Below are 26,916 nucleotides of genomic sequence, written 5' to 3'. Positions count from 1 at the left end.
AACAAATCCATTTTCACGGTAAACATCTGATAAGTGACCATTTTGTGAGAACTCATCATTTAGGGCCTTCGCCCAAAGTGGAACCGGCCCCTCTCGGGACCGGTTCCGGTAAATATCACAGAAGAAGTGTTACTCCGTGACTTGGATCGTTTCTATTTTCACTTCATCCACCGGACGGTCCTGTGCACCTGTCTTGACTTCGGCTATATTTTCCACGATGTCCATACCGGCGATGACGTGGCCGAATACCGTATGCCTCTGATCAAGCCAAGGTGTGCCGCCGCGGGTTTTATAAGCTTCAATGATTTCTTCCGGGTAGCCCGCACCTTCAAGCTGGGAAAGCATCTGGGAAGGCACTTCCTTCAGCTGGACAATGAAGAACTGGCTGCCGTTCGTGCCCGGTCCGGCATTTGCCATCGACAGTGCCCCGTAAAGGTTGAAGGCTTCCGTGGAGAATTCATCTTCGAATGTTCCGCCCCATATGCTTTCACCGCCCATTCCGGTGCCCGTCGGGTCGCCGCCCTGGACCATGAAGTCCTTGATCACGCGGTGGAAGATCTGACCGTCATAGTATCCGTTTTTAGCATGGGTGGTGAAGTTTTCAACGGTTTTCGGTGCAATTTCCTTAAATAATTTTACAGTCACATCACCGTGATTTGTTTTTATTACCGCCTGTACCTCATTATCCCCCAATGAATCAGTTAACTGTGGGTAAGTCATAAATAGCCTCCTAGGATTTCAAAAATTTCAAATCCACGTTGAGATTCCGTGAATTTTTAAAGACAAAAAGTTAATCTCTCAATATATATTACTACAAAAAGTTCATTTCTTTCAAACTGTATACATTTATTTGGAAGTATCATTAATGTATAATGATTTATAATGCAAAAAAATCGTTAAGGAGGAGAACAAGTGACGCTGATACACTTCGCCATTCTACTGCCTGTCATTGCCGCAGCCGGTATCGGCATCTTATACAGGTATTACAAAAAAATTCATCTTGGCTGGTTTGTACTGCCCATCCCGACCGTAATCACCATTTACTTATTCACTTTGATGCCAGCGGTCAGCAACAATCAGGTGGTGCATGAAACGCTCGATTTCATGCCGAGGGTCGGCATGAATTTCGACGTGTACATAGATGGTTTGAGTTTACTCTTCGCAATATTGATTTCCGGCATCGGGGCGCTGGTCGTCCTCTACTCGATCGGCTACCTCTCACAAAAGGAAAAGCTCGGCAACTTCTACGTATACCTTTTGATCTTCATGACGGCCATGCTTGGTGTGGTCCTTAATGATAATGTCCTCATGCTCTATTTATTCTGGGAGCTCACCTCAATCTCGAGTTTCCTACTCATCGCCTACTGGTTCAACAGGGAGCGTTCCATTTACGGCGCTCAAAAATCACTGCTGATCACGATGTTCGGCGGGTTCCTGATGCTTGGGGGCTTCATCGCCCTTGGTCAGATCACGGATACATACAGTATCAGGGGGATGATGGCGCAGATTCCGGCGGTTCAGGAAAGTGCGCTTGCACCGCTCGCCATCATATTGATCCTTATCGGTGCATTCACCAAATCGGCCCAATTTCCTTTCTACATCTGGCTGCCTGATGCCATGGAAGCACCGACGCCCGTCAGCGCATACCTGCATTCGGCAACGATGGTCAAAGCCGGGCTTTATCTGGTTGCAAGGTTCACCCCGCTGTTTGCATTTGCCGAACTGTGGGTCTGGAGCATCATCGCTGCCGGTCTCGTCACACTCGTATGGGCTGCATTCAATGCGATCAAGCAGGACGACCTGAAAGCCGTGCTCGCCTTTTCAACAGTATCGCAGCTCGGACTGATCATGTCGCTCCTCGGCATCGGTGCACTCGCCGTACAGACCGGCGCGGCGGAGCAGGTCTTCACGATCGCCACCGTCGCAGCCGTCTTCCATCTGATCAATCATGCGACATTCAAAGGCGCGCTGTTCATGATCATCGGCATCGTCGACCATGAAACAGGCACACGGAGTCTGAAGAAGCTCGGCGGTCTGGTCACCATCATGCCGATCTCATTCACCATGACCTTGATCGCTTCGTTGTCCATGGCCGGCATACCACCGTTCAACGGCTTCCTGTCCAAAGAGATGTTCTTGGAAGCGATGTTCGCCATCGGTCAGGCCGATTTCAGCGTACTCGCCGACGCAGCTGTGCTTTTCCCGCTGCTTGCCATAATCGGCAGCATTTTCACATTCATCTATTCGATCATGTTGATCAGAGGCATTTTCCTCGGTAAAAAGATGCCGGCGACGCCTAAAACGCCTAAAGAAGCACCTGCACTCATGTTGATCGCACCTGCGTTTCTGACGCTTCTGGTTGTGGTGTTCGGCCTGTTCCCGAACGTATTATCGGGTTCGATCATCGATCCGGCGGCGATGAGCATATTGAACATATCAGAACCCCTTAACACGGAGATTCACCACTGGCACGGCTGGGACAGTCCTGCGCTGTGGGCGACCGTTGCAATCATAGCCATCGGTACGCTGATGTATATTTTCAGGGATGCCTGGCGGCCGGTCTACCGCCTCGGAAGCGATGCATTCACCCTCAACCATTTATATGATCAGGGACTGATATACAGCCGGCTCGGTGCAGAGAAAATCACCGACGGATACATGTCCGGATATATACGGTCCTATTTGATCTATATATTCGGGGCGTTCGTCATATTTTCACTGATCACCCTGATCAATACTGATATTTCATTCGACTGGGGGACCACTGCGCCGATCGCACTGCCTGACCTGCTGATCGTCCTGATCATCCTTGCAGCCGTGGCGGCAATTTTGATCACCCGTTCAAGGATGGTGTCAATCATCATGTTCAGTACGATCGGGTTTGCATTGTCATTGTTATTCGTGTTCTTCAGGTCGGTGGACCTGGCCCTGACCCAGCTCGCAGTGGAAGCGATCACCACCGCCCTGTTCCTGCTGGCATTCTTCCACCTCCCGAAACGGAGTGGCAACGCTGAGCCCAGGGGTTTCAAACTCAACAATCTGATGATTTCTGCTGCTGTCGGCATCATCGCCACCGTGATTGGTCTCGCAGCGTATTCAAATCGCCTGTTCGATTCAATCAGCCAGTTCTATATTGACAATGTGTATGACCTTGCTGCAGGTGGAAATATGGTCAACGTCATCCTCGTCGACTTCCGCAGCCTTGATACATTGTTTGAAACACTTGTGTTCGCCATCGCAGGCCTCGGCGTTTTCGTATTATTGAAACTCAGAGTCAACAAGGAAGGAGAGAATAAATTTGAAGAGCACCCTTAAAAAACTTGGTTATAACAGAGTCCATAAGCAGATGAATGATGTGTTCCTGAAATATACCGCCAAAGTGGTATTTCTGGTGATCATCACTTTCTCGATCAATTTATTCTTCTCCGGCCACTATACCCCGGGCGGCGGCTTCGTCGGCGGGCTGCTGGCCGCAGGTGCGATCATCCTTCTGCTGCTGGCATATGATTTGAAGACTTTGAACAGGATGATCCGGATCGACAATAAGAGGATGATCACGGCCGGCCTGGCAGCATGTCTGATCGTCCCCATCCTATTGATGTTCTTCGGCAATCCTTTTTTTACGCATCAGCATATGTATCTGCAGCTGCCTGTATTCGGGGAAGTGCCGCTTCATACAGCCGTGCTTTTTGATGTCGGGGTCTACATCATTGTGGCCGCGACCACACTGCTGATCATCACTCTGCTCGCTTCCGAGCAGTTCATGTCCGACAGTGAAGGGGCGGATAGGGAATAATGGAAATCTTAATCATTATAGTCGCCGGCATCATGATCGGCGCCTCCGTCTACCTCATGCTGTCCAAAAGCCTTATACGGATCATCATCGGCACGGGCATCCTGAGCCACGGCATACTTTTGATGCTGCTGACGATGGGCGGCCTTAAGCGCGGCGGCATACCCGTACTGGATGATTCCGTGCAGCAATACAGCGACCCCCTCCCTCAGGCGATGCTCCTTACAGTCATCGTCATCACTTTCGCTTTGACAGCCTACATGCTCGTCATTGCCATACGTGTCTACAGGGAGCTTGGAACCGACAATGTCGAAGAGTTGAAAGGAGTGCCCAGAGAAGATGACTGATATCCTACCTATACTGCCCATGCTGGTCCCTTTCATCGCCGGCATCATTCTGCTTGCGATCGGCAGGACGAACGTATTCCTGCACAGGGTCGTGGCGTCACTGACGGGGCTCCTCCTGATCATCATATCCTTCTTCATCGTGGCCTACGTTGCACGTTACGGCATGGTCGTGACCCATGTCGGTAACTGGGAAGCGCCTTTCGGCATCAGTGTCGTCATCGACATGCTCGCAGCATTGCTCGTGCTCGCGACCGCTATCGTCACTTTAGCCGTCGTCGTTTATTCATTCCAGTCCATCGGGGCCGCAAGGGAGAAATTCTTTTACTATCCCATGATCATGTTCATGATATCGGGGATCAACGGGGCCTTCACCACCGGCGATATATTCAACATGTTCGTATTCTTCGAAGTATTCCTGCTGTCTTCTTATGTGCTGATCACTCTCGGTGGCACAAAGATCCAGCTGCAGGAAGGGTTCAAGTATTTCCTGGTGAACATCATCGCCTCGAACTTCTTCGTCCTGGCAGTCGCTTACTTATATTCCGCTGTCGGTTCATTGAACATGGCGGACATCCACAATAAGCTTGCGGCTTTTGACGGGGATGCTTCCATCATGTCGCTGATTGCCGTGGTCATGCTGTTCGTATTCGCAACCAAAGCCGGATTATTCCCGTTCTACTTCTGGCTGCCCGGTTCATATTTTGCACCGCCCATGCCCATCATGACGATATTCGGCGCATTGCTCACCAAAGTCGGTGTGTATGCCATAGCACGGGTCTACTCGTTGTTCTTCATGGACAATACAGGACTCACGCACCAGATGCTCATGCTGCTTGCGGTATTGACCATCATCATGGGGTCGATCGGGGCGATCGCCTACTCCGATATGAAGAAGATCATCATTTATAACATACTGATCGCCATCGGCATCATCATTGCAGGTATTGCGATGATGGATGAGATGGGCACCATCGGTGCCACCTACTACCTGATACATGATATCTTCATAAAAGCGGGGCTCTTCTTCCTGATTGGTTTCATCATCTACAGGACAGGCGAAAGTGATATCACCAAGCTTGGCGGATTGATCAAAATCCACCCCGTCACCGGATGGATGTTCCTCATTGCGGCGTTCGGCCTTGCGGGCGTGCCCCCGCTTCCCGGTTTTTACGGCAAACTGTTCATCGTGACATCACTGTTTGAAAATGGTCATATGATTTCAGGCATCATCGTACTTCTTTCCAGTCTGGTCGTACTCTACTCGGTCATACGGATATTCATCTCCGTCTTCTGGGGGGAGAGCATGGACTTCACCAAATTGAAGCCGATCAGTTATGACAAGCTCTTATTCTCGTCATTCCTGATGGTGATCATCATGGTCGCTTTCGGTTTCGGGGCTGACTTCCTATATCCGCTTTTCGACAGTGCGGCACAATCGCTGTATGATCCGGCATCCTACTCTGTTTATCTGCTGGGGGTGGAATAATTGGCATTACAGATATTGATTAACATAACACTTGCATTCATATGGGTGCTGATCGTCTCGGACCTGTCCCTCGGCTCTTTATTCGCCGGGTACCTCATCGGCATCATCCCGGTCTTTGTCCTCAGGAGATTTCTGCCGGGCAGGTTCTATATGGTCAGGGTGTATTACTCCATAAAGCTGATTGCAGTATTCACAATTGAGCTGATCAAAGCCAACTATGAACTTTCAAAAATCATCATCAGTCCGAAAATCGACATTCATCCCGGCTTCTTCGCCTATCCGTGCGATCTTGAGGAAGAATGGGAGATCACACTCCTCTCGGGGTTGATCTCCCTGACGCCGGGCACGGTGATCGTGGCGATTTCAGATGACTATTCCACAATCTATATCCACGGGCTGAACGCCCTGGATGTCGATGCCGAGATTTCCCTCATCAAGAACCGTTTTGAGAAACTGATTGCAGAGGTGAGTAAGCCATGACATCATTCCTGGAAGTTGTAATCCTCATCAGCGGCATCATCCTTGCATTATCGCTTGTCGGCATTGCATACCGGATCATCGTCGGTCCGACGCTGCATGACAAGATTGTTGCACTGGATGCATTCGGCGTGATGCTCATGGGGATGATCGCCTTGACTGCAATCACTTTGGGCTCGGTCCATTATGTCCCGATCATATTGCTCATCGGCACACTGGCATTCCTCTCCACCATCACTTTTGCCAAATATCTCGAAAGGAATGTGATTATCGATGATGATAGAGATAATGATGAATAGCCTGATCGCATTCTTCCTGATCGGCGGGACGCTCATGTCAGCCCTTGCAGTTTTAGGGATCATCAGGCTCCCGGATATGTACTCGAGGCTGCATGCGACGACCAAAAGTACGACGCTCGGCGTCATCATGATCATGACCGGTGCTTTCCTTTACTTCTGGTATGTGGACGGCCTGATCGAAACCAATCTCCTGCTCGGTGCCTTCTTCATCCTGCTGACGGCACCGGTCTCCAGCCACCTGCTGTCGAGAAGTGCTTTCCACTCAGATGTCAAACCCTACAAGCTGACGGTCCTGAATGACCTGAAAAGGGATGAATCCCTCCCGGATGACACCGATGAGCCCGACCGTCCATAAATATCGACCCAACAAAAAAACAATTGATGCCCTTGCCGGGCATCAATTGTTTTTTTATTTCTTATTCAGATTTTCCATTGCTTCCTTTTCCCTTTCCATATCCATCGCATCTCCAAGTTCATCGATGGAAGTTTCATCGGTCATCGGTACATTCGTCCTGTATGCTGATCGATTCACGGCAAGGGCGGCAAGAGGTGCTGTCATGAAGACGAATATGATCGTCAGCATCAGATTCAGATTAAAGTTCCCCTCGGTGACCCAGAAGAACAGGACGACACCCGTCATGATGCTCATCACCCCAAGGGTGGAACTCTTACCACCCGCGTGCGTCCTGCTGTATACATCCCTCAGCCTCAATATGCCGATTGAGCTGACGAAGATGAAGAATGATCCCACTATGACAAAAAAGCTTACGATCAACTCAGTCATCGTCAATGACAACACCCCTCTCCAAAAACTTCGCCATCGCTATGGTGCCGACGAACCCGATGATGGCGACGACCAATGCAATATCAGCATAGACGACAGTCTCCTGGAGCATCATCACCAGACCGATGATTCCTATCAGCATCATCCCGAGCGTATCCAATGCCAGTATCCGGTCGCTTGTGGACGGGCCGATGATCGTCCTGATCAAAACAAGGATCAGGGAAAACGAAGTGAGTACCAAAGAAATTTGCAGCACGATATCGAACATTACTTCGTCACCTCCTTGATTGCTTTCTCAAACGAGTTCTTGATTTCTGCAACCATTTGATCTCTGTCATCGACGTTCAATTTATGAACATAGATGGTTTTGCTGTCTGCAGAGAAATCCATCGAAACGGTGCCCGGGGTCAAAGTGATCAGGGCGGCGAGTGTCGCCCTTTCAAAATCAGTTTCAAGACTTGTGTCCACCGCGATGATCCCCGGCTTGTTTTCAAGCTTCGGCCGGAGCACGACCCTCACCACATCGATGTTGGCCTTGACCAGTTCAAATAAGAACAGCAGCACAAGTCTTACAAAGGCAATGACTTTTATGAAATAAAAATCAAACTCCATAAATCTTCTAAGGGTAAATAATATCAACAGACCAATGATGAAGCCGAAAAGAAAAGAGGGCATGCCATAGCTGTCCTGTAAAAACATCCAAACGATTGCTATCAATATATTAATCACAAACTGAATTGCCATATCATCTACTCCTTAAGTACCGCATTCACATAATTTGACGGCTCCAATATCTGCTCTGCAATGTGCAATGAATAGGTGAAGATCGGCTCGGCTGCAAATCCAAGTATTATCGAGAACGCAACCAGTGGTGCTATCGGAATCAAAAGATTGGTCACTGACATGTTGTTTTGCCGCTCTGTGAGTTTGTTCTCCCCCCAGAATACATACCCGAATATCTTCATCATGGATATCAGCGTGAGCAGGCCGACGAGCAGTGCCACTGCTGATATGACCCACTGACCTTCCTGGAAACCGGCCAGGATTATAGGGAATTTACTGAAGAATCCACTGAGCGGTGGAATGCCTGCAAGTGATATTGCGGCGATGAAGAACGACCATGTCAGTACAGGCTGACTTTTTATCAATCCGCCCATCGCTTTAATATCCGTCGTCCCGGTTATCTTCTCGGTGGCGCCGGCAAGCAGGAACAATGCCGTTTTGACGAACATATGGTGGACGATGTAGTATATCGCACCAGCGACAGCCAGTGGTGTGAATATACCCAGCCCCATCACCATGTAACCGACCTGTGAGATGATGTGATACGAAAGTATACGTTTAAAGTCGAACTGTGACACTGCTCCAAGTACTCCGAGGAGCATCGTGAACCCAGCTGCCGTCACGATGATCCCTTTATGTGTGAACAAGGGCTCGTGGTAGAAGACCAGCGTGAACATGCGAATGATCGCATAGATGCCGACCTTGGTCAACAACCCACCGAACAATGCCGCCAGGGCTGCCGGCGGTCCGTAGTATGACTTCGGCAGCCAGAAATATAATGGAAACAGTGCGCCCTTCGCACCGAACACTATGAAGAACATCACTGCTATGACCGTGACGATCCCCGGCTGGTTGATTTCCGCCACCCGTTCGGAAAGGTGCGCCATATTTACAGTACCCGTGACTGAATAAATCCAGGCAATCGCCATGATGAACAAAGCCGATCCGAAAATATTCAGGATGACATACTTGAATGATTCCCTCAGCTGATACTTCGAGCCGCCGTTGACGATCAATACATAGGAAGCCAGGAGCATCACTTCGAAGAATACGAAGAGGTTGAATATGTCTCCTGTCAAAAATGCACCGTTCACTCCGACGATCAGGAAGAAATAGAACGGGTAGAAATAATACTTCTCCCTTTTCTTAGAAATCGTCCCGAATGCAAAGAACAGACATGACGCAGCAAGTATCGATGTGATCAGCACCATCAGTGCTGCAAGGTTATCAAGTACAAGGATAATCCCGTATGGCGCAACCCAGTCACCGGATTCGAGTATTACGGTGTCCTGCTGAAAAGCAAGTACTGCCAGGTAAGCAGAAATGCCGACCATCAACAGTGCACTGATCCCACTTATAATTCTCTGAGCTCTGGAGCTTTTTGAGAAGAATATAAGTACAGCTCCAATGATGAATGGAAATATTATGGGTAAAATAATCAGATTACTCATCTTTAGCTCCTCTCAAATCGTATAAATCCGCAGTCTTATGTTCCTTATATGTGCGGTAAACAAGGACGGACACGAATGCTGTCACACCGAAGTTGATCACAATCGCGGTCAGTATCAATGCCTGGGGCAAAGGATCACTGTATGCCCCGGCTTCCAGGAATAAGAGCGGCGGAGCACCCCGTTGGAGGCCGGACATCGTCAGCAATATCAGGTGGACACTGTGGGAGAGCATCAAAGTCCCGATAAGCACCCTGATGATATTCCTGGACAGCATCAGATATATGGCTACGGCAAAGATTAAACCGATGACTGCCGACATAACTATCTCCATTAAGAATCATCCTCCACTATCGATAATATGAAAGTCATTGCTGAACCGACCACCAGCAGGTAAACACCCAGGTCGAATATCAATGCAGTGGTCAGCTCCACCTCTCCAAATATCGGTATTTGGAAATAATCGAAAAACTGCTTCAAGTAAGGGTAGCCGAATGCCACTGATATTATGCCTGTGCCTGCCGCAACCAATAAACCGATGCTCATCATATAAGGGTAATTGAACGGCAGCGCGGCGTTCATGGTCTTTGTACCGAATACCAGGTACATCACCAATATTGCTATGGCAGTCATCAGACCGCCGATGAAACCACCTCCCGGGGCATTGTGCCCCGAGAAGAACAGATAGATTGAAAAAGTGACGACAATGATGGCAATCAGCCGTATAAACACACGGAACATCATATCATTCGGTTGATTTATCATACGTCATCATCCTCCTTCACTTTCAATTTGATCATTGATATGGCACCCAAAGCCGCAATGCCGAGCACCAGCAATTCAAGCATGGTATCCAGACCACGGAAGTCCACCAGCACGACGTTGACCATGTTGTAGCCGCCGGCGAGTTCTACTGAGTTTTCTATGAAGTATTCCGAAATGGCATCGAACGGTGTCGTCTGTCCGTATGTGAATGCACTCATCGATACCAGCGCGACCATCAATCCCGCCGATCCTGCCACGACAATATTGATCGCTTTCGTCAAAGGCGCGATATTATCTTTAGTCAGATTTGGCAGGTGGTAGAAGACCGCCATGAAGAGTATCACTGATACGGTCTCCACCATCAGCTGTGTCAGTGCCAGATCCGGCGCCCTGAAGACCGTGAAGATGAAGGCCACAAGAAAACCGACGAAACCAGCCAGGATGATTGCAGTCATACGGTTATTCACCCTTGGAAGGAGCATGATCGTGATGACCAGTGCAGCAAGTATGAGATACATGAATATGCCTATTTCGCTTGCATTTTCCATACTGATTTGGAAGCCTTCAAATCGGAACATCGTATAGAACATGATGAGTACTATGAATATCACCATATAAACGATGTAATCCCTGAGCATTCCCGTCATCTGAATGCGTGTAAGCACCTGGGAACCTTTGATGAGTGCATCATAACCATTATCGTAAACCGTGGTCATGATGTCCTGTTCATTCTGGTAGATGCCGAGCTTCGACCATTTGTTCATCGTCACGTAGATGATCGTACCGATGATCACCGCACCGAGCGTCATCATCAGTTCCAGATTGATGCCGTGCCAATGGTAGATATCCACGTAAAAATTGGACCCTTCACCCAATATCCCCGGCAAAATCGACATCATTGCAGGTTCTATTATGCTGTAGGCCAGGATATTCGGGAAAAAGCTGATCATCAACACTGCGGCAACCAGTACGATCGGACTGATCAACAGGCCTGCAGGCGCTTCATGCACCTCTTTGACCGGCAGCATATCCGGCTTGAATTTTCCTCTGAATGTCCTGAAGAAGATGATCGCACTGTAAGCGAAAGTGAAAATGCTTGCGATCCAGGCGATGACCGGCAGCAGCATGCCGATGGTGTCCCCATTCCACATATCATACTGGGCAACGTTCGTGATGCCCGTAAAGAACAGCTCCTTGCTCAGGAAACCGTTGAATGGAGGCAGGCCAGCCATAGCCGCAAGTCCAATGACGGAAATCGTCGCAGTGATCGGCATGATGGTCATCAGGCCGCCAAGCTTCCTGATATCCCTCGTGCCCGTCTCGTGATCGATGATGCCTGCCACCATGAAGAGGCTGCCTTTGAATGTCGCATGGTTGATCAGATGGAAGACGGCTGCAAGTATCGCCGTCGTGTACAGCGCATTATCCCCGTCCATATAGTAGAACGCGGCTGAGCCGGCCCCGAGCAGGCTCATGATCATACCAAGCTGACTGACTGTTGAAAAGGCGAGTATCGCTTTCAGGTCCTTCTGCCTCACAGCTGAGATGGCACCCCACGCCATGGTGAAGATACCGGCAGCTGTAATGATCCAGAACCATTCGGCCCCGCCGGCGAATACCGGCGTCAGGCGCGCGACGAGATAAATGCCCGCTTTGACCATCGTTGCCGAATGGAGGTATGCACTGACAGGGGTCGGTGCCTCCATCGCATCCGGAAGCCATATATGGAACGGGAACTGTGCGGATTTTGTAAATGCACCGAGCAGCACAAGAATCATTGCCGCTAAAAATAAGTCATGATTTAAAATGAGGTCGGCATTGCCGATCATTTCCCTGATGCTGAACGTTTCAGCCATCACGTAGAGCAGCGAGAAGCCCCCGAGCATCGAGAGTCCGCCGAACACTGTGATATACATGGATTTCTGTGCACCATAGACTGATGCTTTCTTTGCATACCAATAACTAATCAACAATGAGGAGGAAATACTTGTGATCTCCCAGAATACATACAGCACGATGATATTATCCGAGAGGACGACACCAAGCATTGCCCCCATGAACAGCATTATGTACACGTAAAAGTGATTCAGCCTCTCTTCTTTACCTGCAAGATAAAAAATGGAGTAAAGTATGACGAGTGTACCGATTCCGGTGATCAGCAGTGCGAATAAAAGGCTCAGCCCATCGACATAGAGATCAAAGTTTATGCCGAGCGACGGCACCCATTCCATCCGCTGCATCACCGCCTGCCCGTCAGATGTCACAGATATGTATGACAGGAAGTAGATAAACAGTATCAGTGGTACAAATAAAACGAACCACCCGGTATGGACCTTTCTAAAGTACTTGAATAAAAACGGCACCAGTATTGCAAATAAGAAGGGTGCAAGTACTGCCAAATGTAAAATAGTCATCTCTGTTCCCCCAACATTTCTGATAATGATAATTTCTTTTGACCTTTATTGACCATTCCAAATAAAAAAGGAGCCCGCGTCAAAAAAGACATAGTTATGCCTTGGTGACAGACTCCTCCGGATTTCACTATAAATTCCCAATATGGATGTCATTACGAATTTTCAGTTATCATCACGAAAAACGCGATGATAAATTTTCTACAAAAACAATCATAACAAAAACAGCTGTGATTTGTACACCGGAAGCTCAAATATTAGTGTATTACCACACTTTGTATGTCCGATTTTCTTTTAATAAGCAGCATGACCCAATCATCTTTTCTTTTTGACGGCCATCGTACACCTTGAAACGCATGTCAGGTTATCATCCTCATCTGTGATATCTATTTCCCAGACCTGCGTACTTTTACCCCTGTGGCGCATCCTCGCCTTCGCATAAATCATGCCGTCACTCACTGTCCTGAGATGATTCGCATTGATTTCCATACCGAAGGTGATTTCATCTTCTCCTATCAGCCTTGACGCGCCGACGGAAGCTGCTGTTTCCGCCAGCACCACATTTGCCCCGCCGTGTATGAAACCTTTCGTCTGGTGGACTTTGGGAGTGATCGGCATGGACATCACCATATGCCCCGGGGACGCCTCAACCACTTCAATGTCCAAGAATTCCAACAGGTTCGAAGGTGCTTTACCGGTCATATCAGATCACGCTCCACAGCTTTGACCACAGATCGGATGAGGACGCCGGTCGCCCCTTTCGGCCCATATTCATTCCCTTTCGAGCGGGTCGCGGTGCCGGCTATATCAAAGTGGATCCATGGGCTGCCATTCGCGAACTGCCTGATGAAGCAGGCCGCAAATGAGGCCCGCCCCGGTTTTTCGACATGGTTGGTCAAGTCTGCAACCGTCGACGATTTCACCTTGCGCTCTTCTATATCATCGAGAGGGAGCCTCCAGAGCCGCTCACCCACTTCTGCCGCCAAGTTTATGATCGGTGCCGTAATATCCTCTTCCTTATTCGTGAACACGCCTGTGCGTTCATCGCCGATCGCTGCAATCACAGCCCCTGTCAGGGTGGCGAAATCCATAATGACACGCGGCGAGTACTGGGAGGCATGAAATACTGCATCACCGAGGACCAGCCTGCCTTCTGCATCAGTGTTCTTCACTTCCACGGTCTGGCCGCTGAGTGAAGTGAAGACATCGTCCGGTTTCATGGCATCGCCATTGATCATATTTTCCGCAAGCGCAATGGTCGCCACGACATGCACAGGCAGTTCAAGTGCCACGATGCCGTGCATCATCCCCGTGACGTTGGCCGCACCGCTCAAATCATATTTCATCCCGGGCATGCCCGTCTTTCCCTTTATGGAATAGCCTCCGGAATCATAAGTGATGCCTTTTCCGACAAGCGCCACAGGCTTGACGTCATAAGCATCCGGATGGCGGTACTCTATCGTGACGAGACGCGGCTTATTGACGGATCCCTTGCCGACGGCGGTGATCAGGCCATAACCTTCATCATCTAAATCAAATTCGTCTTTAATATCGATATTGACATGCTTTTTTCCTTTGAAGGCCGCAGAAATCTCTTCTGTCATGATTTCCGGTGTCATGTAATTCGGAGGCGTCTCCGAAAACCGCCTTGCAAAATTCACGCTTTCCCCAATCCTGCGCCCGTATATGACATGTTCCTCGATCGGTTTTTTGGATATGATGGTCAGGGCAAAGTCTGAGAGAAACGGATTTTCTTCCTGCTGTTTCTTCCCCGTGTATTCAAATACGCTGACATTGGACATGTAGCCGAGCGCTTCGGCTGCCGTCCCGATATCATGATTGAACGTTTCAAACATCAGCGAAGCGGCCGTTGCTTCTTGATCTTTCAAATGCTGGAAGAGACTGCCGAAGGCCTTATGTATCCGGTCGCCCGTGAGCTTCCCGGTGTCTCCGAGACCGATCGCAATCACTTTCTTCACTTCCCTCTGGATCGTCACGCCTGTAGAGGTGATTTCCCCGAACTTTGCAGACAAAACCCTTTCATCAACAAGTTCGAGAAACACGCCGTTCAATAAAGAATCGACTTCATCGAAATTGGGCAGAGCCTCCGGATGTTCCGGCAACCCTATTATGATCGGCTCCTTTGAAGCCTCATACTTTTCCTGAAACCTGATATTCATTACATTTCTCCCCTTAGAACATTTTATAACCGGCATTCCTCAAATAACGTATCGTCACTCCTGCCAGCACCACTCCGGCAAAGCCGCTTCCGAGCATCAGTACATCCGGTAAAGAGAGTCCTGCCAGGCCGTCGTAAGCTGCCTGGAACGATTCGCCCGGCCGGGTGAAATACTGGAAGGTTGATATGCCGTCCATCATCAGGATGATGATCACGGGATATACGAAGACCATCAGCCAGGTCACTTTCAATATCATATTGATTATAAAGCTGATGCCGTAGAACAGCACGAAGAATAAAATCATGGAAATGACCAGTTGTATTATAGTTGCCACTAGTTTTGAACCTCCAAAAAACAGGCATGGGCAAGAAACTCGCCCATGCCTGTTCGTCACTTTTTATAGAAATTTACCTTTAGAGTAAGCTAAGAACGGACCGCCGACTTTGAATACGGCTCTCGTATCGATGACGCGCTTTAGGAATGCCGCCCGTCTGCCTTTGACTTCACGGCCGAATACCACACCGATGCCTTCTTCAGACCCGAGTGAACAAACGGTCCCTTTATCGTCAAAAGTGAATGCACGCATCTTATCGCCATTCAATTTATTCTTGATGCTTTCTGCAACATGATCACCCAGCTGCATGGCAATTTGTGCAGTCGTCGGATAAGGTCTAGCGTCTTCGCCCTCCCCATTCATGACCGCTGCCACATCACCAATGACAAAAATGTTGTCGTAGCCTTCTATGGTCAAATCAGGTTTGGTGATGATGCGACCGCGTTTGACGCCTTCAAACGACTCTTCCATCAGGCTGTTGCCGCGGACGCCCGCAGTCCAGATGACACTGGCCGCTTCAAGCTGGGTTTCCTCATCGTTCTCCTTCACTACAAAACCTTTTTCATTTGCAGCGACAATCGGTGTGCCGATTTTAAACTCGACACCTTTGCTTTCAAGGAAATCAACCGCATACTGGGTCAATTCGTCGCTGAACATCGGCAGCATGGACGGTGCCGCTTCAACACAAGTGATTTTAACATCGTCATAATCAATATTGTACTGTTTTGCGAGATCCGGGATACTTTCGATCAGCTCACCCAGGAACTCGACACCGGTGAACCCGGCACCACCCACCAGGATTGAAATGTCGCGCTGATCGCCGGATGTTTTGTAGTTGGCAAAGTTCCGTTCGATTTCCTGCCTTGCAGCCAGGGAAGTCTGCGGGTCTGTGATTGTGTGGGCATAACGATCCATGCCTTCGATTCCGAAAGATTCACTTTCGAAGCCGAGTGCAACGACAAGAATATCATACTCAAATTCGCCCTGATTCGTTTCAACACGCTGCGCGTCGCGGTGGATTGCCGTCACTTCAGCAGGAACAAACCTGACCTTCTGGGTATTGACCACTTTAGTGATGGGATATGTAGCTTCTTCCCAGTGAATCGTCCCCGCTGCGACCTGATGCAGCCATGTCGATTCGTAATGGTACTCATTCTTATTGATCAGTGTGATGTCTGCATCCTGAAAGCCAAGTTTTTTCTGTAATCCGGTCACAGTCGTCAATCCGGCATACCCGGCGCCGAGCACAAGAATCTTCTTTCTCTCGAAACTCATAATAATAGTCACCTTTTCCTCTTAAATTGAATAACAATGAATTTCCTTTATATAAATAAGACCGCCAATATCAATATCATCATTAATATTAGCGATTCAGTTGAAATATTTCAAGGCTTTTTGATAATTCTTTAACAATCTTCCGGGGCACCCGCATTGGTCTTCGTCCGGAACGAAGCACCACAGCCGCATGACAGGGAGGCATTCGGATTATCTATAGTGAATCCGCCGCCCATGAGGGACTGTTTGAAATCGATGACCGTCCCGTTGATCACCGGTGCATCATACTTGTCCACCAGCACTTTGACGCCGTGGAATTCATATATTTCATCACGGTCCGATTTTTCAAATTCCGCAGCCATACCGTAGGTCAGGCCCGTACAGCCGCCGCCTTCCACTTTGAACCTCAGGTAACCATCAGGCATGTCGTTTTTCTCCAGCATATCCTTGACTTCGTATGCTGCACTTTCCGTAAGTTCGATCTGAGTCATATTATCATCCTCCGTCTTCTCCATTATATAAGAAGATATTTTATACCTCAAACTTTCCGACTTTACAAAATATCCCATTCGTCCTGCACCTGTCCCTGCCGCTCGACCTGCTTATGAATCTTATCCAGAAGTGCCGGAGCAGACTGTGCGCCGACAAGCTGGCCGTTGACGATCGCAAACATGGCCTTTGAGCATATGCCGCAATTATTCGTGCATTCATAATCCAGCACATCGATATCGTTATCTTCATCAAGCTTTTCATAGACTTCCTTTGAGCCTTTTTGCATATTCGCACTGCAAAACTCCACCAGATTCATCGGGTACATCGCTGCTCCCCCTTCCTCCAAAATAAAAAACCGTTGGAACTCCAAGTCCCAACGATCAGTTTAAAATACTTGTTCGACTTCAACAAATCCTGGCACTTCTTCGAGCATCGCTCTTTCAATACCCGCTTTTAGTGTAATTGTTGAACTCGGGCATGTACCGCATGCACCGAGCAGGCGCAGCTTGACGATACCGTCCTCGACATCCACCAATTCACAGTCGCCGCCGTCCCTCAGCAGGAAAGGGCGTAACTTCTCTATAACCACTTCGACTTGTTCATACATCGTATCTTGTGTTGTTGCCATTGGTCATTTCCTCCAATCATCTGATACAGATTTCTTTATACATGTATTATAATAGATTTCACTGTAAAAATCCATCATCTTAAAGGAGGATGTTTGTATGAAATTTGTCATCAATGTCTATGACCATGACACCAGCGGAGTGGACCCGACTGATGCCGGTGACATGTGCCGCCGTCTGCAAAAGTCCCTGAACAGCAGGTTCCCGAACGATGCGTTCCACTTCAACCATATAGATGCCGCATGCTCTGAAAATCTCACCGATCACGATGATAACCTTATAGAACAGCTTGACCAGGGCGATCTGCATTTCCCGCTCATCACGGTGAATGATGAAATCGCGGCTGATGGCACATTGGACCCGGAACGGGTCGTCATATGGCTTGAACAGCGCATGTGACCAGCTCCGTCCGTTCAATGTGCAATCCGCAGGATCCCCCGGTTTTTCAGGACACGCGCAAACATCACGGTCAACGTACCGACGACGAGGTCCTTGATGACAAATGGCACGACAGTCACCATCAGTGCTTCGACGACCCCCACAGGGGTGCCGATGACGACATTCATGATGAAGACGAAGTATAAGATGCCGAAGATGAATGTGACGATCAGGGCCAAATATGTATTGACCAATGACTGATACAAAGGCTGCCCCTCCCTGACCCCGATTCCGGCAACGTATGCAGCAGGTATGAAGCCGAGGACGAAACCGAAGCTCGGTGACAGAAGTGCTCCGATCCCCCCGCTCCCTGCAAATACCGGTACACCGATCAGGCCCACAAGCATGTAGACCAAAGTGGATAGTGCACCGAGCTTTGAGCCCAGCACAAGCGCCGTCAGCAGTACCATGGGCATCTGAAGGGTGAATGGCACAGGACCCACCGGCACACGGATTTGGGCACCGACTGCAATCAGTGCAGCAAACAGGGCGACGAATACAAGATGTTTGGTTTTCAATGAAATTCCTCCTTGATGTTTTTTTATATCATAGCATGAAAAAGCCCCATTGTTAACCCAAAATATATTTAGGTTAACAATGGGGTCTGGAATCTTATCCGTTCAGCCTGTTCATCGTGACATATATGGAAGTCCTGTCATCACCATTCTTGAAGCCGATGGTCTCATCCGCTTCGAGATGAACCACGCCCCCTGCGGAGACTTCAACGATCCTGTCATCAATCGTGAGCGCCCCGTGACCTTCCAAAACATGCAGATACAATTCTTTCCCGGGGTGGCCGTGGGGCTTCATCGCCTGGCCGGGATTGAAATTGAGCATGAACATCGAACTGTTTCTGCTTTTGAAGATATCCATTTTCGTAAATCTTTCTTCGCTGAAAGTCTGTGCCGGTCCGATTGTACTCTTTTCCATGATCATCTCTCCCTCAAAAAATTCATTTCACCTGGGTGAGCGGGGCTTTGCCTTCGAGTACGTGAGTGATGTTGTCCACACACAGCTGCACCATGTCGTCGCGGGTGGCGACGGATGCGCTGCCGATATGCGGGAGGAGCGTCATATTGTCCATGCCGATGAACGGATGGTCTTTTGAAATCGGCTCACCGTCATATACATCGAGGGCAGCGGCGGCGATGTCACCCGTCTCCACCGCTTTTTTCAAATCCGTTTCGACGACGTGTGCCCCACGGCCGATATTGATGAAGTGCGCATGATCCTGCATTTTGCCGAATGCTTCCTGATCGAACTTGTACTTCGTCTCTTCAGTGAGCGGTGCGGCGCACAGGACGAAATCCGACTGTTCCAGCAGTTCGTCGAATGAGACCAGTTTTGCATCCAGGTCGGCTGCATACTTCGATTCACTCCGGTTGTGGTAGATGACGCGGCAGTCAAAACCTTTCAGGCGCCTTGCGAATGCTGCGCCGATTGCGCCCATACCGAAAATCCCGACCGTCTTGCCGTATACATCCGTGCCTGCCATATGGTACGGGCTCCAGCCCGTCCAGTCCCCGCTTTCCAACTCGCGGTTCGCTTCGATGATTCGGCGCGCGGAAGTCAGCATCAGTGTAAAAGCGAGTTCCGCCGTCGTTTCCGTCAGGACGTCCGGGGTGTTTGCGATGATGACGTCATTTTTTTCTGCAGCTTCAAGATCGATATTATCGAAGCCGACGGCAAGGTTTGAGACGACCTTCAGCTCCTTTGCCGCTTCGAATACTTCCGCATCCACTTTTTCACTGAGCATGGTGAGGGCAGCATCGGCATCTTCCATCTCTTCCAGAAACCTCTTCTTCGGCATCGGGTCGCCTGCACTGTCCCACATGAATACTTCATATTTTTCTTTAAGCTGATTTAAATGTTCATCTTTAATCTGTCTTGTGACCACCACTTTTTTTGCCATATCAAACGCTCCATTCTGATAAATTATCTATAGTATGTGTTGGTGAAGCCTCTTTTTTCATCACTTCTTCGACCGGGCTCACGCCGGTATTCACATGAATGGTATCGACGCCGCCATTGATCCCGGTCATTATATCCGTGTCGTAATTGTCACCTATCAGCGCGACTTCGCTCTTTTTGAGGCCCAGCTGCCCCATGGCCCCGTCCAGTATGGACGCATTCGGCTTCCCGATGATGAGGGGCCTCACCCCGGTCGTCTCGATCAGCACCTGCTGAAGTGCGCCGCTGCCGGGGATGATGCCTTCTTCCGTCGGGAATCGTTTATCGGGATTCGTCGCGATGAATCCCGCACCGTTGCCGATCAGCAGCGCTGCACGCTTGAGTTTTCCGTAGTCGACCTCAGGGTCGAGTCCCATGATGACGAGATCTGCATTTTTCTCCGTCAGTGTGATGCCGGCATTTTCCAGGATCTTCTTCAAAGAGGGCGTGCCGATCACATATGCGGATGCGCCCCGGTGGTTTTCCCGGATGTAGGATGCCGTCGCCATTGCAGATGTGTACATATTTTCAAGGGATGTCTTCACGCCCATGTCGAGCAGTTTCTGCACCGCTTCCTCCTGCGACTTCGTGGCATTGTTCGTCAGGAACACATACGGGATGCCCTTTCTTTCCAGTTCCGAGACGAAATCCCGTGCCGTTTCAATCAGTTCACTTCCGTTATACATCGTACCGTCAAGGTCTATCAGATAACCGTTGTACCCCATATCATTCACACTTGAATGCGGTCACTGCCTGACCGTCATTTTCCGCGAAGGCATATATCCTGGACTTATATTGTCTATAGGCGTCCAGATGGTTTTTGAACTCCGCCTTCATACTTCCATGATCAAGATCCGTGTACTCGCGGACCAGTTTGTTCCTCCACCCGAAAGTCACTTTGAAATCATTCTGATCCGCTTCCGGGATCGCCCCTTCAGTCTTGAGTATTTCAATCACATCCAGATAGCTGCCCGGATCCCGTAAAATGAAACCATCGATGATCATATTGCCGACATCCACTGTGGATTCGATCAGCATATGGCAGATGCGCTCCAGTGCAAAACCTTCGGCGCCTTCAAGCTCCGTTGTGAGCTTCTCAATATAATCCAGTCTTTCGTCAAGCAGGTTGCGATCTACAAAATACAAATCCTACACTCCTCTACATTCTTTGTGGTCATGATAATATTATGATAGCATAATTTGCAAAGTACAGTGGAAGCGGAGGAAATAATGATGATCGACTTTTTCTTATATGATGATACCGAGGATACTTATTCCAGGTATGTCGGTTTTGCAGGGGACCACGGGCGTTATGACCTTGCGATCATCCATACGGGCAGGTTTTTCGGAAAAGCACTCGTCCTGAATACCCAGAGCAGCCGTTTCGGCATCATCGGTACGGACGATTTGAACGAAGAAGGTTACGTCGCCCACATTCTCGGACTCACGCCCGAACAGGGCGGAGAAGTCGAGGAGTTTTTGAAGGATGTCATCGTAACGGATATGGGGGATATGGAGTAGGATTCCGGTGACGGCAAAAGAGGAGGACCGCTGCGGCCCTCCTCTTTTTCACCCCTTCTTTTTCAGGGCGGCATATGTTTTATCCTTCGCCCGATTTTCATCTTTTTCCCCGCCGCGAGCTTCCTGAGGGGCTCCGGATTCCGGCTGCAGCGTCGATTCCCCGTCATCTACAGCGTCCTCTTCCTTTTCAATCTCCCGCTCCTTAAGCTCCTCTTTCGTCACTTTACGGAGTACGAAATATGGGCATCCGAAGTTGCAGTATTCACTCAAGTAGTCCTGGATGGCACTGAATTTCTTGTCGCGTTCGACTTTCCTCTTATTATCCCTGTGGAAACCTGTGAGCCTCAATTTTTCATAACCGATGTCCCCGACGATGTAATCATATTTGTTCAATACCTCACTGTACTTCCCCACAAATTGTTCTTCGTCAAAAGCATCCCTGTAATTTTCAATCAGTTCAAAGTTCATATGGTCGATCGTAATCATGATCCTCATTCACCTTCCCATCATTCATCAGCCTTCACCGGTGCCCGCTTCAATAATTTCATATTATCATGAAATTCAGAGCCATGTATATATCGATGCAAAAAGCCCCTTCATGCAGAAGGGGCTTCATGTGATCAGACCGCTTTTTCTATCGGCTTGTAGATCAATTTTGAAAACACTACGACGGCGCCAAGCAGTACCAGGATGACCAGCAGTGACATCCATACACTCGATGTGATGCCCAGGACGACATAACCGGCCAGCGCAATCGCAGCTGAAAGAACGGCATACGGCAGCTGTGTGAGGACGTGTGTGATATGGTTGCTGCCCGCGCCTGTGGACGACAGTATCGTCGAGTCGGAAATCGGTGAACAATGGTCCCCGAAAACAGCGCCTGCAAGGACTGCAGCAAGAGAAGGAAGCAGAAGTTCCGTTTCACCAAGTGAAATCATGATCTCACCGGTCACCGGAATCAAAATGCCGAATGAACCCCAGCTCGTCCCCGTCGCCAGGGCCATGATGCAGGCCACGACGAAGACGACAGCGAGCAGCATGCCCGCCGGCAGGTTCGATTCCTCCACCATTGCACCGAGGACCGCACCTGTGCCCAGTTGACTGATGAGACTTCCGATCATCCATGCGAGTGTCAGCACGATCATTGCCGGAAGCATCGCCTTGAACCCGCTCTTCACGCCGAGCCAGATATGACTTGAGCCGAATCTGTCATTGCCTTTTGTGAAGGTGAAATAGTAATACAGGCTGAGTCCGAGACCCACGATGCCTCCGACGATCAGGCTGTGCGTCACCAGTGTGTTCTCGAGGATGGAGAATAAATCCCATGAGCCCGCTTCAAGCCCGCCCGTGATGAACATCATCACGATGACGGTCACTGCAAGCCCGATCATCGGTACAAGCAGCGCCTGGGCAGAACTGTCATTTGCAGACGGCAGGTCCTCATCGATGTTCCCGGGGACCTCCCTGCCGTGATCGATGACTTCACCGTCGATGATTGCACGTTTCTCCTGTGTCCTCATCGGTCCGATATCAAAACGTGTCAGGATGACGATGAACATCATGGCAAGTGCCGTGATGACATAAAAGTTCATCGGAATCATGTATAGGAACGCCTGGAACGGGGAGATCGACGTCAGGCCCGCTGCAAGCAGCAGTGGCGCGACAAGTCCCATGATCCCCGCGCCCCAGCTTGAAATCGGCGCAATCACGGACACCGGGGAAGCAGTGGTGTCCACATAATATGCGAGCTTCGCACGTGAAATATTGTACTTATCCGTCAGGGGCCTTGACACCTGTCCGGTGATCAGGGCACTGAAATAATCATCTATGAAGATGATGATGCCGAGGAAGCCGGTTGCAATCCCGGCGCTTCTCCTCGTCCTGAATTTTTCAAGCGCCCATCCTGTAAAGGCCTTTGCACCGCCGGACATGTTCATGAAGGCGGTCATGATGCCGAGCATCGTCAAAAAGATGAGGATGAATGCCTCCCATGTATTGATGCTGCCTTCATCTATAAAGATGCCGATGAACGCCTCCCATAGCAGCCCGAGTGTTTCCATGATGCTGCCGCCTGCGACCACGAATGCAGACGTGATGATGCCCGTCCCCAGACTGATGCCGACCCTGCGGGTCAGCACCACGAGGAGCAGCGTCAGCAATGGCGGGATCAGCGGCATATATTCCCATGATAAAAAGCTTTCCATTAATTTTTCCTCCTAAAATATAAAAAAGTCACGTGAGGCCGTAATGCGCCACGTGACAGTATATATTCGTGTGTAGCGCATCATCATAATGACAGTACCGGGCCTCTTAAACCCGGTCCCAGGAAGTCTTCCGCCAAAAACCCCCTTCGGCCACCATTCCTTTCAAAATGACTCGGACGCATGCCTGCTCGTCATCCATACTGATAATGGTCGCAACCTCTACTTTTCTATTCAATTAACATTAATATTATAGCATAAAAAAACTGAACGGCAAGTTACAGATCATCACTGTAGCGCCTGACGATGTCCCTCAGGAAATCGGGCATCATATAAACTTTCCTGGATGATTTGAAATGCGGGAATATACGGCCGAATGTATACATGTCAAGGGTGCCGATCGTATAACTCCCCTCATCCCTGATCAACGCTCCACCGACATAATACTCACGCTTCGAGTGGATGTAGCCGATGTTATCCGTCACGAATCCCCCGAAGATATCACCCCTGAAGCCCATGCCCCTGACCACTTCATCCCTGAACTCATTGCGCATGGACTGCTTGAATATGTCCTTCAATTCACGGCCGGTGACCTTTATCCTGACTGCGTTGATCGGATGGGGCAGCACTTTATGGAGCTCATAATCCGTCAGTGTCCCGCCTTCGAAACTTTTGGCGATCAGACCTGTATGGACGATGCTGACATCGGCATCCGTGAATTTCCTTATCATCCCGGCAAGACGCGAGATGAAGCGGCTCGTATGGAATAAATGCCTCGGGATCGGTCCGGCGTTCCATCTTATGACATTCTGCCTCATCAGTTCCCTGCCGTATTCATAATAGGGGTCGTCTATGTGTGCCAGCATGTCCGTCTCGATCAGGCGCGCGGATTTATGCACCAGTTCCCTCCCTTCGAAAGTGAGGCTGACCTCCCCGATATAATCCCCGAACCTGCCGGCTGCACCGATGAGCACCGGGCCGACCTGTTCGCCCCTCTCAAAATGATGATGGGTGTGGGCCCCGAGGATGACATCAATCTCCGGGAACCGGATCGCGATCGTTTCATCATCGTATTTGCCGAGGTGACTCATCAGCACAATGCAGTCCACCTGCCCGGACAGTTGATCGACACTCTTTTCCACCCATTCGAATGCATCGGAAACCTTCCATCCCAGTGCTTTGTAAAAAGGGGTGAATTCCACAGTCAATCCGATGAATCCGAATTTTACACCGTTCATCTCTTTTATCACATACGGCTTGAAGTAGGGTGCCCGGGCGCCGCTTTCCAGCAGATTTGCACAGACCACCTCAAACTCCGCCCCGTCATACAATGATTTCAGGTCATTGATTTCGAGTGTGATCCCCTCATTATTTCCGAGCGTCGCTATATCGCACCCCGCCTGATTCAAAAGATCCACATTGCCTCTCCCGAGGGTCGCTTCCGTATAGGGATGGGAGCGGTCGACATGATCTCCAAGGTCCACATACAGCATGCTCCCTCCGTACCTTTTTTTCTGATGGAGCAGATAGTTTTTTATTTTTAAGTAATTATAAAGATGACTGTGGATATCATTGGTATGAAAGAGTTTGATTTCCATGGGGTCACTCTCCTATAGAAAAGATTGGATGATCATATATATACCGAGCAGTAACAGCACCGTTCTAAGGACAGCCACCACTGTATCAGAGTCGAATTTCTGATTGAGGAAGACACCGATCTTTGCGCCGACGAATGCAGAGGGCACAAGGAAAAGCGCATGAAGGAAGTTGACATTGTTCTGCAGCAGGTGGCCTGTTGCAGAAGACAGGGCGCCAAAAAAGACAAGCAGCATGCTCGTGCCGATCGCGATGGATGCCGGCATGCGGAACAGTATGAGCATCATCGGTGTCATGATGGCGCCACCGCCGATGCCGAAGAGACCTGCCGTCATACCGGCCACGAAGCTGCCGATGATGGCGATATACGGCGGGAAACCATAATGGTATACATTACCCATATTGTCCACGTGAGGGCGTACATACCGCTCATCCTGAAATAAGCTGAGGGGCTTGATCCGGTCCCTCACGATCAGGATCAGACTCAGCAGTATGAGGAACAGGCCGAAATACAGCTTGAAGCTGTCAGTGGTGAACAGGCTGCTCAAGTATGCACCTGCAAGGGCGCCGGGAATGATGCCCATCATGAATAAAAAGCCGTTCTTGCGGTCCACCTGGTTGCTCCGCCCGTAGGACATCAAAGCGGACAGGCCGATGAATATCAGCACCATGCTGGAAGTCCCGACGGCGGACTGGGGGGTGACATTGGAAATGAAGTCGTTATCTATACCAAAAAATATCAACAGGGGCACTATGATGACGCCTCCGCCGATACCGACCAGTGAACCTAAGGCTGCTGCAAACAGGCCGATCAATATCAATATAAGATACTCCATATGCACCACCCCTTAAAATAATTTCAATTGTTTCGGTGCCAGCCCCGTATACTTAATCCCCATCATCCCGATGAATGACTGGGCGTTGCCGCTTGCGTGGCCTCCGGAGTTGTTATTGAAGACGATGTAGATGTCCTTGGTCTTATGTTTGAGGATTTCGACCTGCCGCTTCAGCCAATCAAGCTCTTCTTTGCTGTAATCATATAAATACCGCACATTCCGCCACTCCTCCTGGGACAGATCCTTCTGCGTCCACCCATGTACGTTGCGGCCGTGAAGACGGATGAAGGCAGTATCATCGGTCACCCGGTTGACGAATGGTATGCTTCCCATGCCTGCCTGCGGTTCATCGCATATGCTGTGTATGATGTCATTATCATATAAGAAGCCCAGGGTCTCTTCCTTGAATTCATCGCTGAACCACGTCTGATTCCTGAACTCGACCGAAACCTTATAAGGCTCGAGCATCGTCTTTGCGTACTTTACATAACGTATGTTTTCACCCGTGCAGTCGAACCATGGCGGAAACTGCAACAGGACGAATCCGAGTTTGTTTTGTTGGGCCATTGGGTGTAACATATCCTTGAATGCCTTGAAAACTTCCTTGATCGAAGAATAATCAGACCTGTAATCACTGTGCCCCGTCATATACTGATGCGCTTTGACGATGAATTTAAACTCTTTCGGCGTCTCGCTGCACCACTTGTTGATGACGGAAGTGTGCTGAATCGCGTAGTAGGTCGCATCAAGCTCCACTATGGGGAAATGACTTGCATATGTAGTCAATTTATCTTTTTTGTTCGTCAGGCTGGTATACAGATCATCATGGTCTCCCCAGCCTGTCAATCCTATATATATCATCGAAATCACCTTA

34 protein-coding genes and 1 riboswitch are annotated in these 26,916 nt (G+C 49.4%); of the genes, 9 read left to right on the top strand and 25 right to left on the bottom strand.

Translation table 11 applies throughout. The features are described 5' to 3' along the window. Positions 1 to 129: 129 nt before the first annotated feature. A complete protein-coding gene (locus BUA12_RS07240; protein WP_072709840.1) occupies positions 130 to 720 on the bottom strand; it encodes a peptidylprolyl isomerase in 591 nt (196 codons plus the stop codon). A 192-nt stretch (positions 721 to 912) separates the two neighbouring features. On the opposite strand from BUA12_RS07240, the gene BUA12_RS07235 reads away from it, so the two are divergent. Genes BUA12_RS07235 through mnhG (BUA12_RS07205) form a run of 7 tightly spaced genes read left to right on the top strand, consistent with a single transcriptional unit; the run spans position 913 to position 6,757 of the window. Beyond that, on the top strand, positions 913 to 3,315 hold the full coding sequence (locus BUA12_RS07235; protein WP_072709838.1) for a Na+/H+ antiporter subunit A: 2,403 nt from the start codon (positions 913 to 915) through the stop codon (positions 3,313 to 3,315). Further along, the gene (locus BUA12_RS07230) at positions 3,299 to 3,796 is read left to right on the top strand and encodes a Na(+)/H(+) antiporter subunit B (RefSeq protein ID WP_084670004.1); all 498 of its coding nucleotides are present in this window, start codon (positions 3,299 to 3,301) and stop codon (positions 3,794 to 3,796) included. Before BUA12_RS07235 ends, BUA12_RS07230 begins: the two co-directional genes overlap by 17 nt. Beyond that, on the top strand, positions 3,796 to 4,140 hold the full coding sequence (locus BUA12_RS07225; RefSeq protein WP_072709836.1) for a Na(+)/H(+) antiporter subunit C: 345 nt from the start codon (positions 3,796 to 3,798) through the stop codon (positions 4,138 to 4,140). Before BUA12_RS07230 ends, BUA12_RS07225 begins: the two co-directional genes overlap by 1 nt. Then, positions 4,133 to 5,626: a Na+/H+ antiporter subunit D gene (locus BUA12_RS07220; protein WP_072709835.1), complete on the top strand. Its 1,494-nt coding sequence runs from the start codon at positions 4,133 to 4,135 to the stop codon at positions 5,624 to 5,626. Before BUA12_RS07225 ends, BUA12_RS07220 begins: the two co-directional genes overlap by 8 nt. Next, positions 5,627 to 6,106 (top strand): Na+/H+ antiporter subunit E, encoded by a 480-nt coding sequence (locus BUA12_RS07215; RefSeq protein ID WP_072709834.1) that lies wholly within the window; start codon positions 5,627 to 5,629, stop codon positions 6,104 to 6,106. Further along, positions 6,103 to 6,402, top strand: a complete 300-nt coding sequence (locus tag BUA12_RS07210; RefSeq protein WP_072709833.1) for a Na(+)/H(+) antiporter subunit F1 — start codon at positions 6,103 to 6,105, stop codon at positions 6,400 to 6,402. Before BUA12_RS07215 ends, BUA12_RS07210 begins: the two co-directional genes overlap by 4 nt. Further along, positions 6,377 to 6,757, top strand: a complete 381-nt coding sequence (mnhG, locus tag BUA12_RS07205) for a monovalent cation/H(+) antiporter subunit G (RefSeq protein WP_245772770.1) — start codon at positions 6,377 to 6,379, stop codon at positions 6,755 to 6,757. The genes BUA12_RS07210 and mnhG (BUA12_RS07205) overlap by 26 nt, the downstream gene beginning before the upstream one ends. A 54-nt stretch (positions 6,758 to 6,811) precedes the next feature. Here mnhG (BUA12_RS07205) and mnhG (BUA12_RS07200) read toward each other — a convergent pair whose 3' ends face one another. From mnhG (BUA12_RS07200) to BUA12_RS07135, 14 genes are all read right to left on the bottom strand, one after another. Next, positions 6,812 to 7,186: a monovalent cation/H(+) antiporter subunit G gene (gene mnhG / locus BUA12_RS07200; protein WP_072709917.1), complete on the bottom strand. Its 375-nt coding sequence runs from the start codon at positions 7,184 to 7,186 to the stop codon at positions 6,812 to 6,814. After that, positions 7,179 to 7,454 carry a Na(+)/H(+) antiporter subunit F1 gene (locus tag BUA12_RS07195; protein WP_072709832.1) on the bottom strand — a complete coding sequence of 92 codons (276 nt, stop codon included), beginning with the start codon at positions 7,452 to 7,454 and terminating at the stop codon, positions 7,179 to 7,181. Before BUA12_RS07195 ends, mnhG (BUA12_RS07200) begins: the two co-directional genes overlap by 8 nt. Then, on the bottom strand, positions 7,454 to 7,930 hold the full coding sequence (locus BUA12_RS07190) for a Na+/H+ antiporter subunit E (protein ID WP_072709831.1): 477 nt from the start codon (positions 7,928 to 7,930) through the stop codon (positions 7,454 to 7,456). The genes BUA12_RS07195 and BUA12_RS07190 overlap by 1 nt, the downstream gene beginning before the upstream one ends. Positions 7,931 to 7,935: 5 nt before the next feature. Then, positions 7,936 to 9,420: a Na+/H+ antiporter subunit D gene (locus BUA12_RS07185; RefSeq protein ID WP_072709830.1), complete on the bottom strand. Its 1,485-nt coding sequence runs from the start codon at positions 9,418 to 9,420 to the stop codon at positions 7,936 to 7,938. Continuing rightward, a complete protein-coding gene (locus tag BUA12_RS07180; protein WP_072709829.1) occupies positions 9,413 to 9,751 on the bottom strand; it encodes a Na(+)/H(+) antiporter subunit C in 339 nt (112 codons plus the stop codon). Before BUA12_RS07180 ends, BUA12_RS07185 begins: the two co-directional genes overlap by 8 nt. After that, positions 9,751 to 10,182 carry a Na(+)/H(+) antiporter subunit B gene (locus BUA12_RS07175; RefSeq protein WP_072709828.1) on the bottom strand — a complete coding sequence of 144 codons (432 nt, stop codon included), beginning with the start codon at positions 10,180 to 10,182 and terminating at the stop codon, positions 9,751 to 9,753. Before BUA12_RS07175 ends, BUA12_RS07180 begins: the two co-directional genes overlap by 1 nt. Further along, the gene (locus tag BUA12_RS07170) at positions 10,179 to 12,596 is read right to left on the bottom strand and encodes a Na+/H+ antiporter subunit A (RefSeq protein ID WP_072709827.1); all 2,418 of its coding nucleotides are present in this window, start codon (positions 12,594 to 12,596) and stop codon (positions 10,179 to 10,181) included. The genes BUA12_RS07175 and BUA12_RS07170 overlap by 4 nt, the downstream gene beginning before the upstream one ends. A gap of 312 nt (positions 12,597 to 12,908) precedes the next feature. Beyond that, on the bottom strand, positions 12,909 to 13,295 hold the full coding sequence (locus BUA12_RS07165; RefSeq protein WP_072709826.1) for a PaaI family thioesterase: 387 nt from the start codon (positions 13,293 to 13,295) through the stop codon (positions 12,909 to 12,911). Further along, positions 13,292 to 14,773 (bottom strand): leucyl aminopeptidase family protein, encoded by a 1,482-nt coding sequence (locus BUA12_RS07160; RefSeq protein ID WP_072709824.1) that lies wholly within the window; start codon positions 14,771 to 14,773, stop codon positions 13,292 to 13,294. Before BUA12_RS07160 ends, BUA12_RS07165 begins: the two co-directional genes overlap by 4 nt. A 13-nt stretch (positions 14,774 to 14,786) precedes the next feature. Next, on the bottom strand, positions 14,787 to 15,107 hold the full coding sequence (locus BUA12_RS07155) for a YuiB family protein (protein WP_072709822.1): 321 nt from the start codon (positions 15,105 to 15,107) through the stop codon (positions 14,787 to 14,789). Between the two features lie 63 nt (positions 15,108 to 15,170). Next, a complete protein-coding gene (locus BUA12_RS07150; RefSeq protein WP_072709820.1) occupies positions 15,171 to 16,382 on the bottom strand; it encodes an NAD(P)/FAD-dependent oxidoreductase in 1,212 nt (403 codons plus the stop codon). A gap of 131 nt (positions 16,383 to 16,513) precedes the next feature. Then, complete coding sequence (locus tag BUA12_RS07145) at positions 16,514 to 16,873, bottom strand: HesB/IscA family protein (protein ID WP_072709915.1); 360 nt, start codon at positions 16,871 to 16,873, stop codon at positions 16,514 to 16,516. A 62-nt stretch (positions 16,874 to 16,935) separates the two neighbouring features. Then, entirely contained in the window at positions 16,936 to 17,199 is a 264-nt protein-coding gene (locus BUA12_RS07140; protein WP_084670000.1) for a DUF1450 domain-containing protein, read from the bottom strand. A gap of 60 nt (positions 17,200 to 17,259) precedes the next feature. Next, positions 17,260 to 17,502 carry a NifU family protein gene (locus tag BUA12_RS07135; protein WP_072709818.1) on the bottom strand — a complete coding sequence of 81 codons (243 nt, stop codon included), beginning with the start codon at positions 17,500 to 17,502 and terminating at the stop codon, positions 17,260 to 17,262. Positions 17,503 to 17,599: 97 nt separating this feature from the next. Here BUA12_RS07135 and BUA12_RS07130 point away from each other — a divergent pair, with 97 nt between their 5' ends. After that, complete coding sequence (locus BUA12_RS07130) at positions 17,600 to 17,899, top strand: DUF1462 family protein (protein WP_072709815.1); 300 nt, start codon at positions 17,600 to 17,602, stop codon at positions 17,897 to 17,899. Positions 17,900 to 17,913: 14 nt separating this feature from the next. Here the strand turns inward: BUA12_RS07130 and BUA12_RS07125 are convergent, their stop codons facing one another. From BUA12_RS07125 to BUA12_RS07105, 5 genes are all read right to left on the bottom strand, one after another. Next, the gene (locus BUA12_RS07125; protein ID WP_072709813.1) at positions 17,914 to 18,456 is read right to left on the bottom strand and encodes a biotin transporter BioY; all 543 of its coding nucleotides are present in this window, start codon (positions 18,454 to 18,456) and stop codon (positions 17,914 to 17,916) included. A gap of 94 nt (positions 18,457 to 18,550) precedes the next feature. Beyond that, positions 18,551 to 18,868, bottom strand: a complete 318-nt coding sequence (locus tag BUA12_RS07120; RefSeq protein WP_072709811.1) for a cupin domain-containing protein — start codon at positions 18,866 to 18,868, stop codon at positions 18,551 to 18,553. 22 nt (positions 18,869 to 18,890) lie between these two features. Further along, positions 18,891 to 19,850, bottom strand: coding sequence for a 2-hydroxyacid dehydrogenase (locus tag BUA12_RS07115; protein ID WP_072709809.1), 960 nt, complete (start codon positions 19,848 to 19,850; stop codon positions 18,891 to 18,893). Position 19,851: 1 nt separating this feature from the next. After that, positions 19,852 to 20,613, bottom strand: a complete 762-nt coding sequence (locus BUA12_RS07110; protein WP_072709807.1) for a TIGR01457 family HAD-type hydrolase — start codon at positions 20,611 to 20,613, stop codon at positions 19,852 to 19,854. Position 20,614: 1 nt separating this feature from the next. Next, positions 20,615 to 21,034, bottom strand: a complete 420-nt coding sequence (locus BUA12_RS07105) for a DUF86 domain-containing protein (RefSeq protein WP_072709805.1) — start codon at positions 21,032 to 21,034, stop codon at positions 20,615 to 20,617. Between the two features lie 87 nt (positions 21,035 to 21,121). On the opposite strand from BUA12_RS07105, the gene BUA12_RS07100 reads away from it, so the two are divergent. Next, the gene (locus BUA12_RS07100) at positions 21,122 to 21,409 is read left to right on the top strand and encodes a DUF3055 domain-containing protein (protein WP_072709803.1); all 288 of its coding nucleotides are present in this window, start codon (positions 21,122 to 21,124) and stop codon (positions 21,407 to 21,409) included. A 48-nt stretch (positions 21,410 to 21,457) separates the two neighbouring features. Here BUA12_RS07100 and BUA12_RS07095 read toward each other — a convergent pair whose 3' ends face one another. From BUA12_RS07095 to BUA12_RS07075, 5 genes are all read right to left on the bottom strand, one after another. Continuing rightward, the gene (locus tag BUA12_RS07095; RefSeq protein WP_072709911.1) at positions 21,458 to 21,895 is read right to left on the bottom strand and encodes a YutD family protein; all 438 of its coding nucleotides are present in this window, start codon (positions 21,893 to 21,895) and stop codon (positions 21,458 to 21,460) included. A 134-nt stretch (positions 21,896 to 22,029) separates the two neighbouring features. After that, positions 22,030 to 23,613 (bottom strand): Na+/H+ antiporter NhaC family protein, encoded by a 1,584-nt coding sequence (locus BUA12_RS07090; protein WP_072709802.1) that lies wholly within the window; start codon positions 23,611 to 23,613, stop codon positions 22,030 to 22,032. 65 nt (positions 23,614 to 23,678) lie between these two features. Continuing rightward, positions 23,679 to 23,843: riboswitch (Lysine riboswitch) on the bottom strand. A gap of 45 nt (positions 23,844 to 23,888) precedes the next feature. Then, complete coding sequence (locus BUA12_RS07085; protein ID WP_072709800.1) at positions 23,889 to 25,208, bottom strand: bifunctional metallophosphatase/5'-nucleotidase; 1,320 nt, start codon at positions 25,206 to 25,208, stop codon at positions 23,889 to 23,891. A 12-nt stretch (positions 25,209 to 25,220) separates the two neighbouring features. Next, positions 25,221 to 26,042: a sulfite exporter TauE/SafE family protein gene (locus BUA12_RS07080; protein ID WP_072709798.1), complete on the bottom strand. Its 822-nt coding sequence runs from the start codon at positions 26,040 to 26,042 to the stop codon at positions 25,221 to 25,223. Between the two features lie 12 nt (positions 26,043 to 26,054). After that, positions 26,055 to 26,903 carry a DUF72 domain-containing protein gene (locus BUA12_RS07075; RefSeq protein WP_072709796.1) on the bottom strand — a complete coding sequence of 283 codons (849 nt, stop codon included), beginning with the start codon at positions 26,901 to 26,903 and terminating at the stop codon, positions 26,055 to 26,057. Between the last annotated feature and the right edge of the window lie 13 nt (positions 26,904 to 26,916).

Origin of the sequence: Lacicoccus alkaliphilus DSM 16010, from assembly GCF_900142805.1 — a bacterium.
Classification (GTDB): Bacteria; Bacillota; Bacilli; order Staphylococcales; family Salinicoccaceae; genus Lacicoccus; species Lacicoccus alkaliphilus.
The sequence above is the reverse complement of the archived record's forward strand: the minus strand, read 5'-3'. Positions and strand labels throughout refer to the sequence as shown.

Coding starts and splice junctions, on each gene's coding strand:
- BUA12_RS07240 (WP_072709840.1), bottom strand. CDS start 720: ATGACTTACCCACAGTTAACTGATTCATTGGGGGATAATGAGGTACAG.
- BUA12_RS07225 (WP_072709836.1), top strand. CDS start 3,796: ATGGAAATCTTAATCATTATAGTCGCCGGCATCATGATCGGCGCCTCC.
- BUA12_RS07220 (WP_072709835.1), top strand. CDS start 4,133: ATGACTGATATCCTACCTATACTGCCCATGCTGGTCCCTTTCATCGCC.
- BUA12_RS07210 (WP_072709833.1), top strand. CDS start 6,103: ATGACATCATTCCTGGAAGTTGTAATCCTCATCAGCGGCATCATCCTT.
- mnhG (WP_245772770.1), top strand. CDS start 6,377: ATGATGATAGAGATAATGATGAATAGCCTGATCGCATTCTTCCTGATC.
- mnhG (WP_072709917.1), bottom strand. CDS start 7,186: ATGACTGAGTTGATCGTAAGCTTTTTTGTCATAGTGGGATCATTCTTC.
- BUA12_RS07195 (WP_072709832.1), bottom strand. CDS start 7,454: ATGTTCGATATCGTGCTGCAAATTTCTTTGGTACTCACTTCGTTTTCC.
- BUA12_RS07190 (WP_072709831.1), bottom strand. CDS start 7,930: ATGGCAATTCAGTTTGTGATTAATATATTGATAGCAATCGTTTGGATG.
- BUA12_RS07185 (WP_072709830.1), bottom strand. CDS start 9,420: ATGAGTAATCTGATTATTTTACCCATAATATTTCCATTCATCATTGGA.
- BUA12_RS07180 (WP_072709829.1), bottom strand. CDS start 9,751: ATGGAGATAGTTATGTCGGCAGTCATCGGTTTAATCTTTGCCGTAGCC.
- BUA12_RS07175 (WP_072709828.1), bottom strand. CDS start 10,182: ATGATAAATCAACCGAATGATATGATGTTCCGTGTGTTTATACGGCTG.
- BUA12_RS07170 (WP_072709827.1), bottom strand. CDS start 12,596: ATGACTATTTTACATTTGGCAGTACTTGCACCCTTCTTATTTGCAATA.
- BUA12_RS07165 (WP_072709826.1), bottom strand. CDS start 13,295: ATGACCGGTAAAGCACCTTCGAACCTGTTGGAATTCTTGGACATTGAA.
- BUA12_RS07160 (WP_072709824.1), bottom strand. CDS start 14,773: ATGAATATCAGGTTTCAGGAAAAGTATGAGGCTTCAAAGGAGCCGATC.
- BUA12_RS07150 (WP_072709820.1), bottom strand. CDS start 16,382: ATGAGTTTCGAGAGAAAGAAGATTCTTGTGCTCGGCGCCGGGTATGCC.
- BUA12_RS07145 (WP_072709915.1), bottom strand. CDS start 16,873: ATGACTCAGATCGAACTTACGGAAAGTGCAGCATACGAAGTCAAGGAT.
- BUA12_RS07140 (WP_084670000.1), bottom strand. CDS start 17,199: ATGTACCCGATGAATCTGGTGGAGTTTTGCAGTGCGAATATGCAAAAA.
- BUA12_RS07135 (WP_072709818.1), bottom strand. CDS start 17,502: ATGGCAACAACACAAGATACGATGTATGAACAAGTCGAAGTGGTTATA.
- BUA12_RS07130 (WP_072709815.1), top strand. CDS start 17,600: ATGAAATTTGTCATCAATGTCTATGACCATGACACCAGCGGAGTGGAC.
- BUA12_RS07120 (WP_072709811.1), bottom strand. CDS start 18,868: ATGGAAAAGAGTACAATCGGACCGGCACAGACTTTCAGCGAAGAAAGA.
- BUA12_RS07115 (WP_072709809.1), bottom strand. CDS start 19,850: ATGGCAAAAAAAGTGGTGGTCACAAGACAGATTAAAGATGAACATTTA.
- BUA12_RS07110 (WP_072709807.1), bottom strand. CDS start 20,613: ATGGGGTACAACGGTTATCTGATAGACCTTGACGGTACGATGTATAAC.
- BUA12_RS07100 (WP_072709803.1), top strand. CDS start 21,122: ATGATCGACTTTTTCTTATATGATGATACCGAGGATACTTATTCCAGG.
- BUA12_RS07095 (WP_072709911.1), bottom strand. CDS start 21,895: ATGATTACGATCGACCATATGAACTTTGAACTGATTGAAAATTACAGG.
- BUA12_RS07090 (WP_072709802.1), bottom strand. CDS start 23,613: ATGGAAAGCTTTTTATCATGGGAATATATGCCGCTGATCCCGCCATTG.
- BUA12_RS07085 (WP_072709800.1), bottom strand. CDS start 25,208: ATGGAAATCAAACTCTTTCATACCAATGATATCCACAGTCATCTTTAT.
- BUA12_RS07080 (WP_072709798.1), bottom strand. CDS start 26,042: ATGGAGTATCTTATATTGATATTGATCGGCCTGTTTGCAGCAGCCTTA.
- BUA12_RS07075 (WP_072709796.1), bottom strand. CDS start 26,903: ATGATATATATAGGATTGACAGGCTGGGGAGACCATGATGATCTGTAT.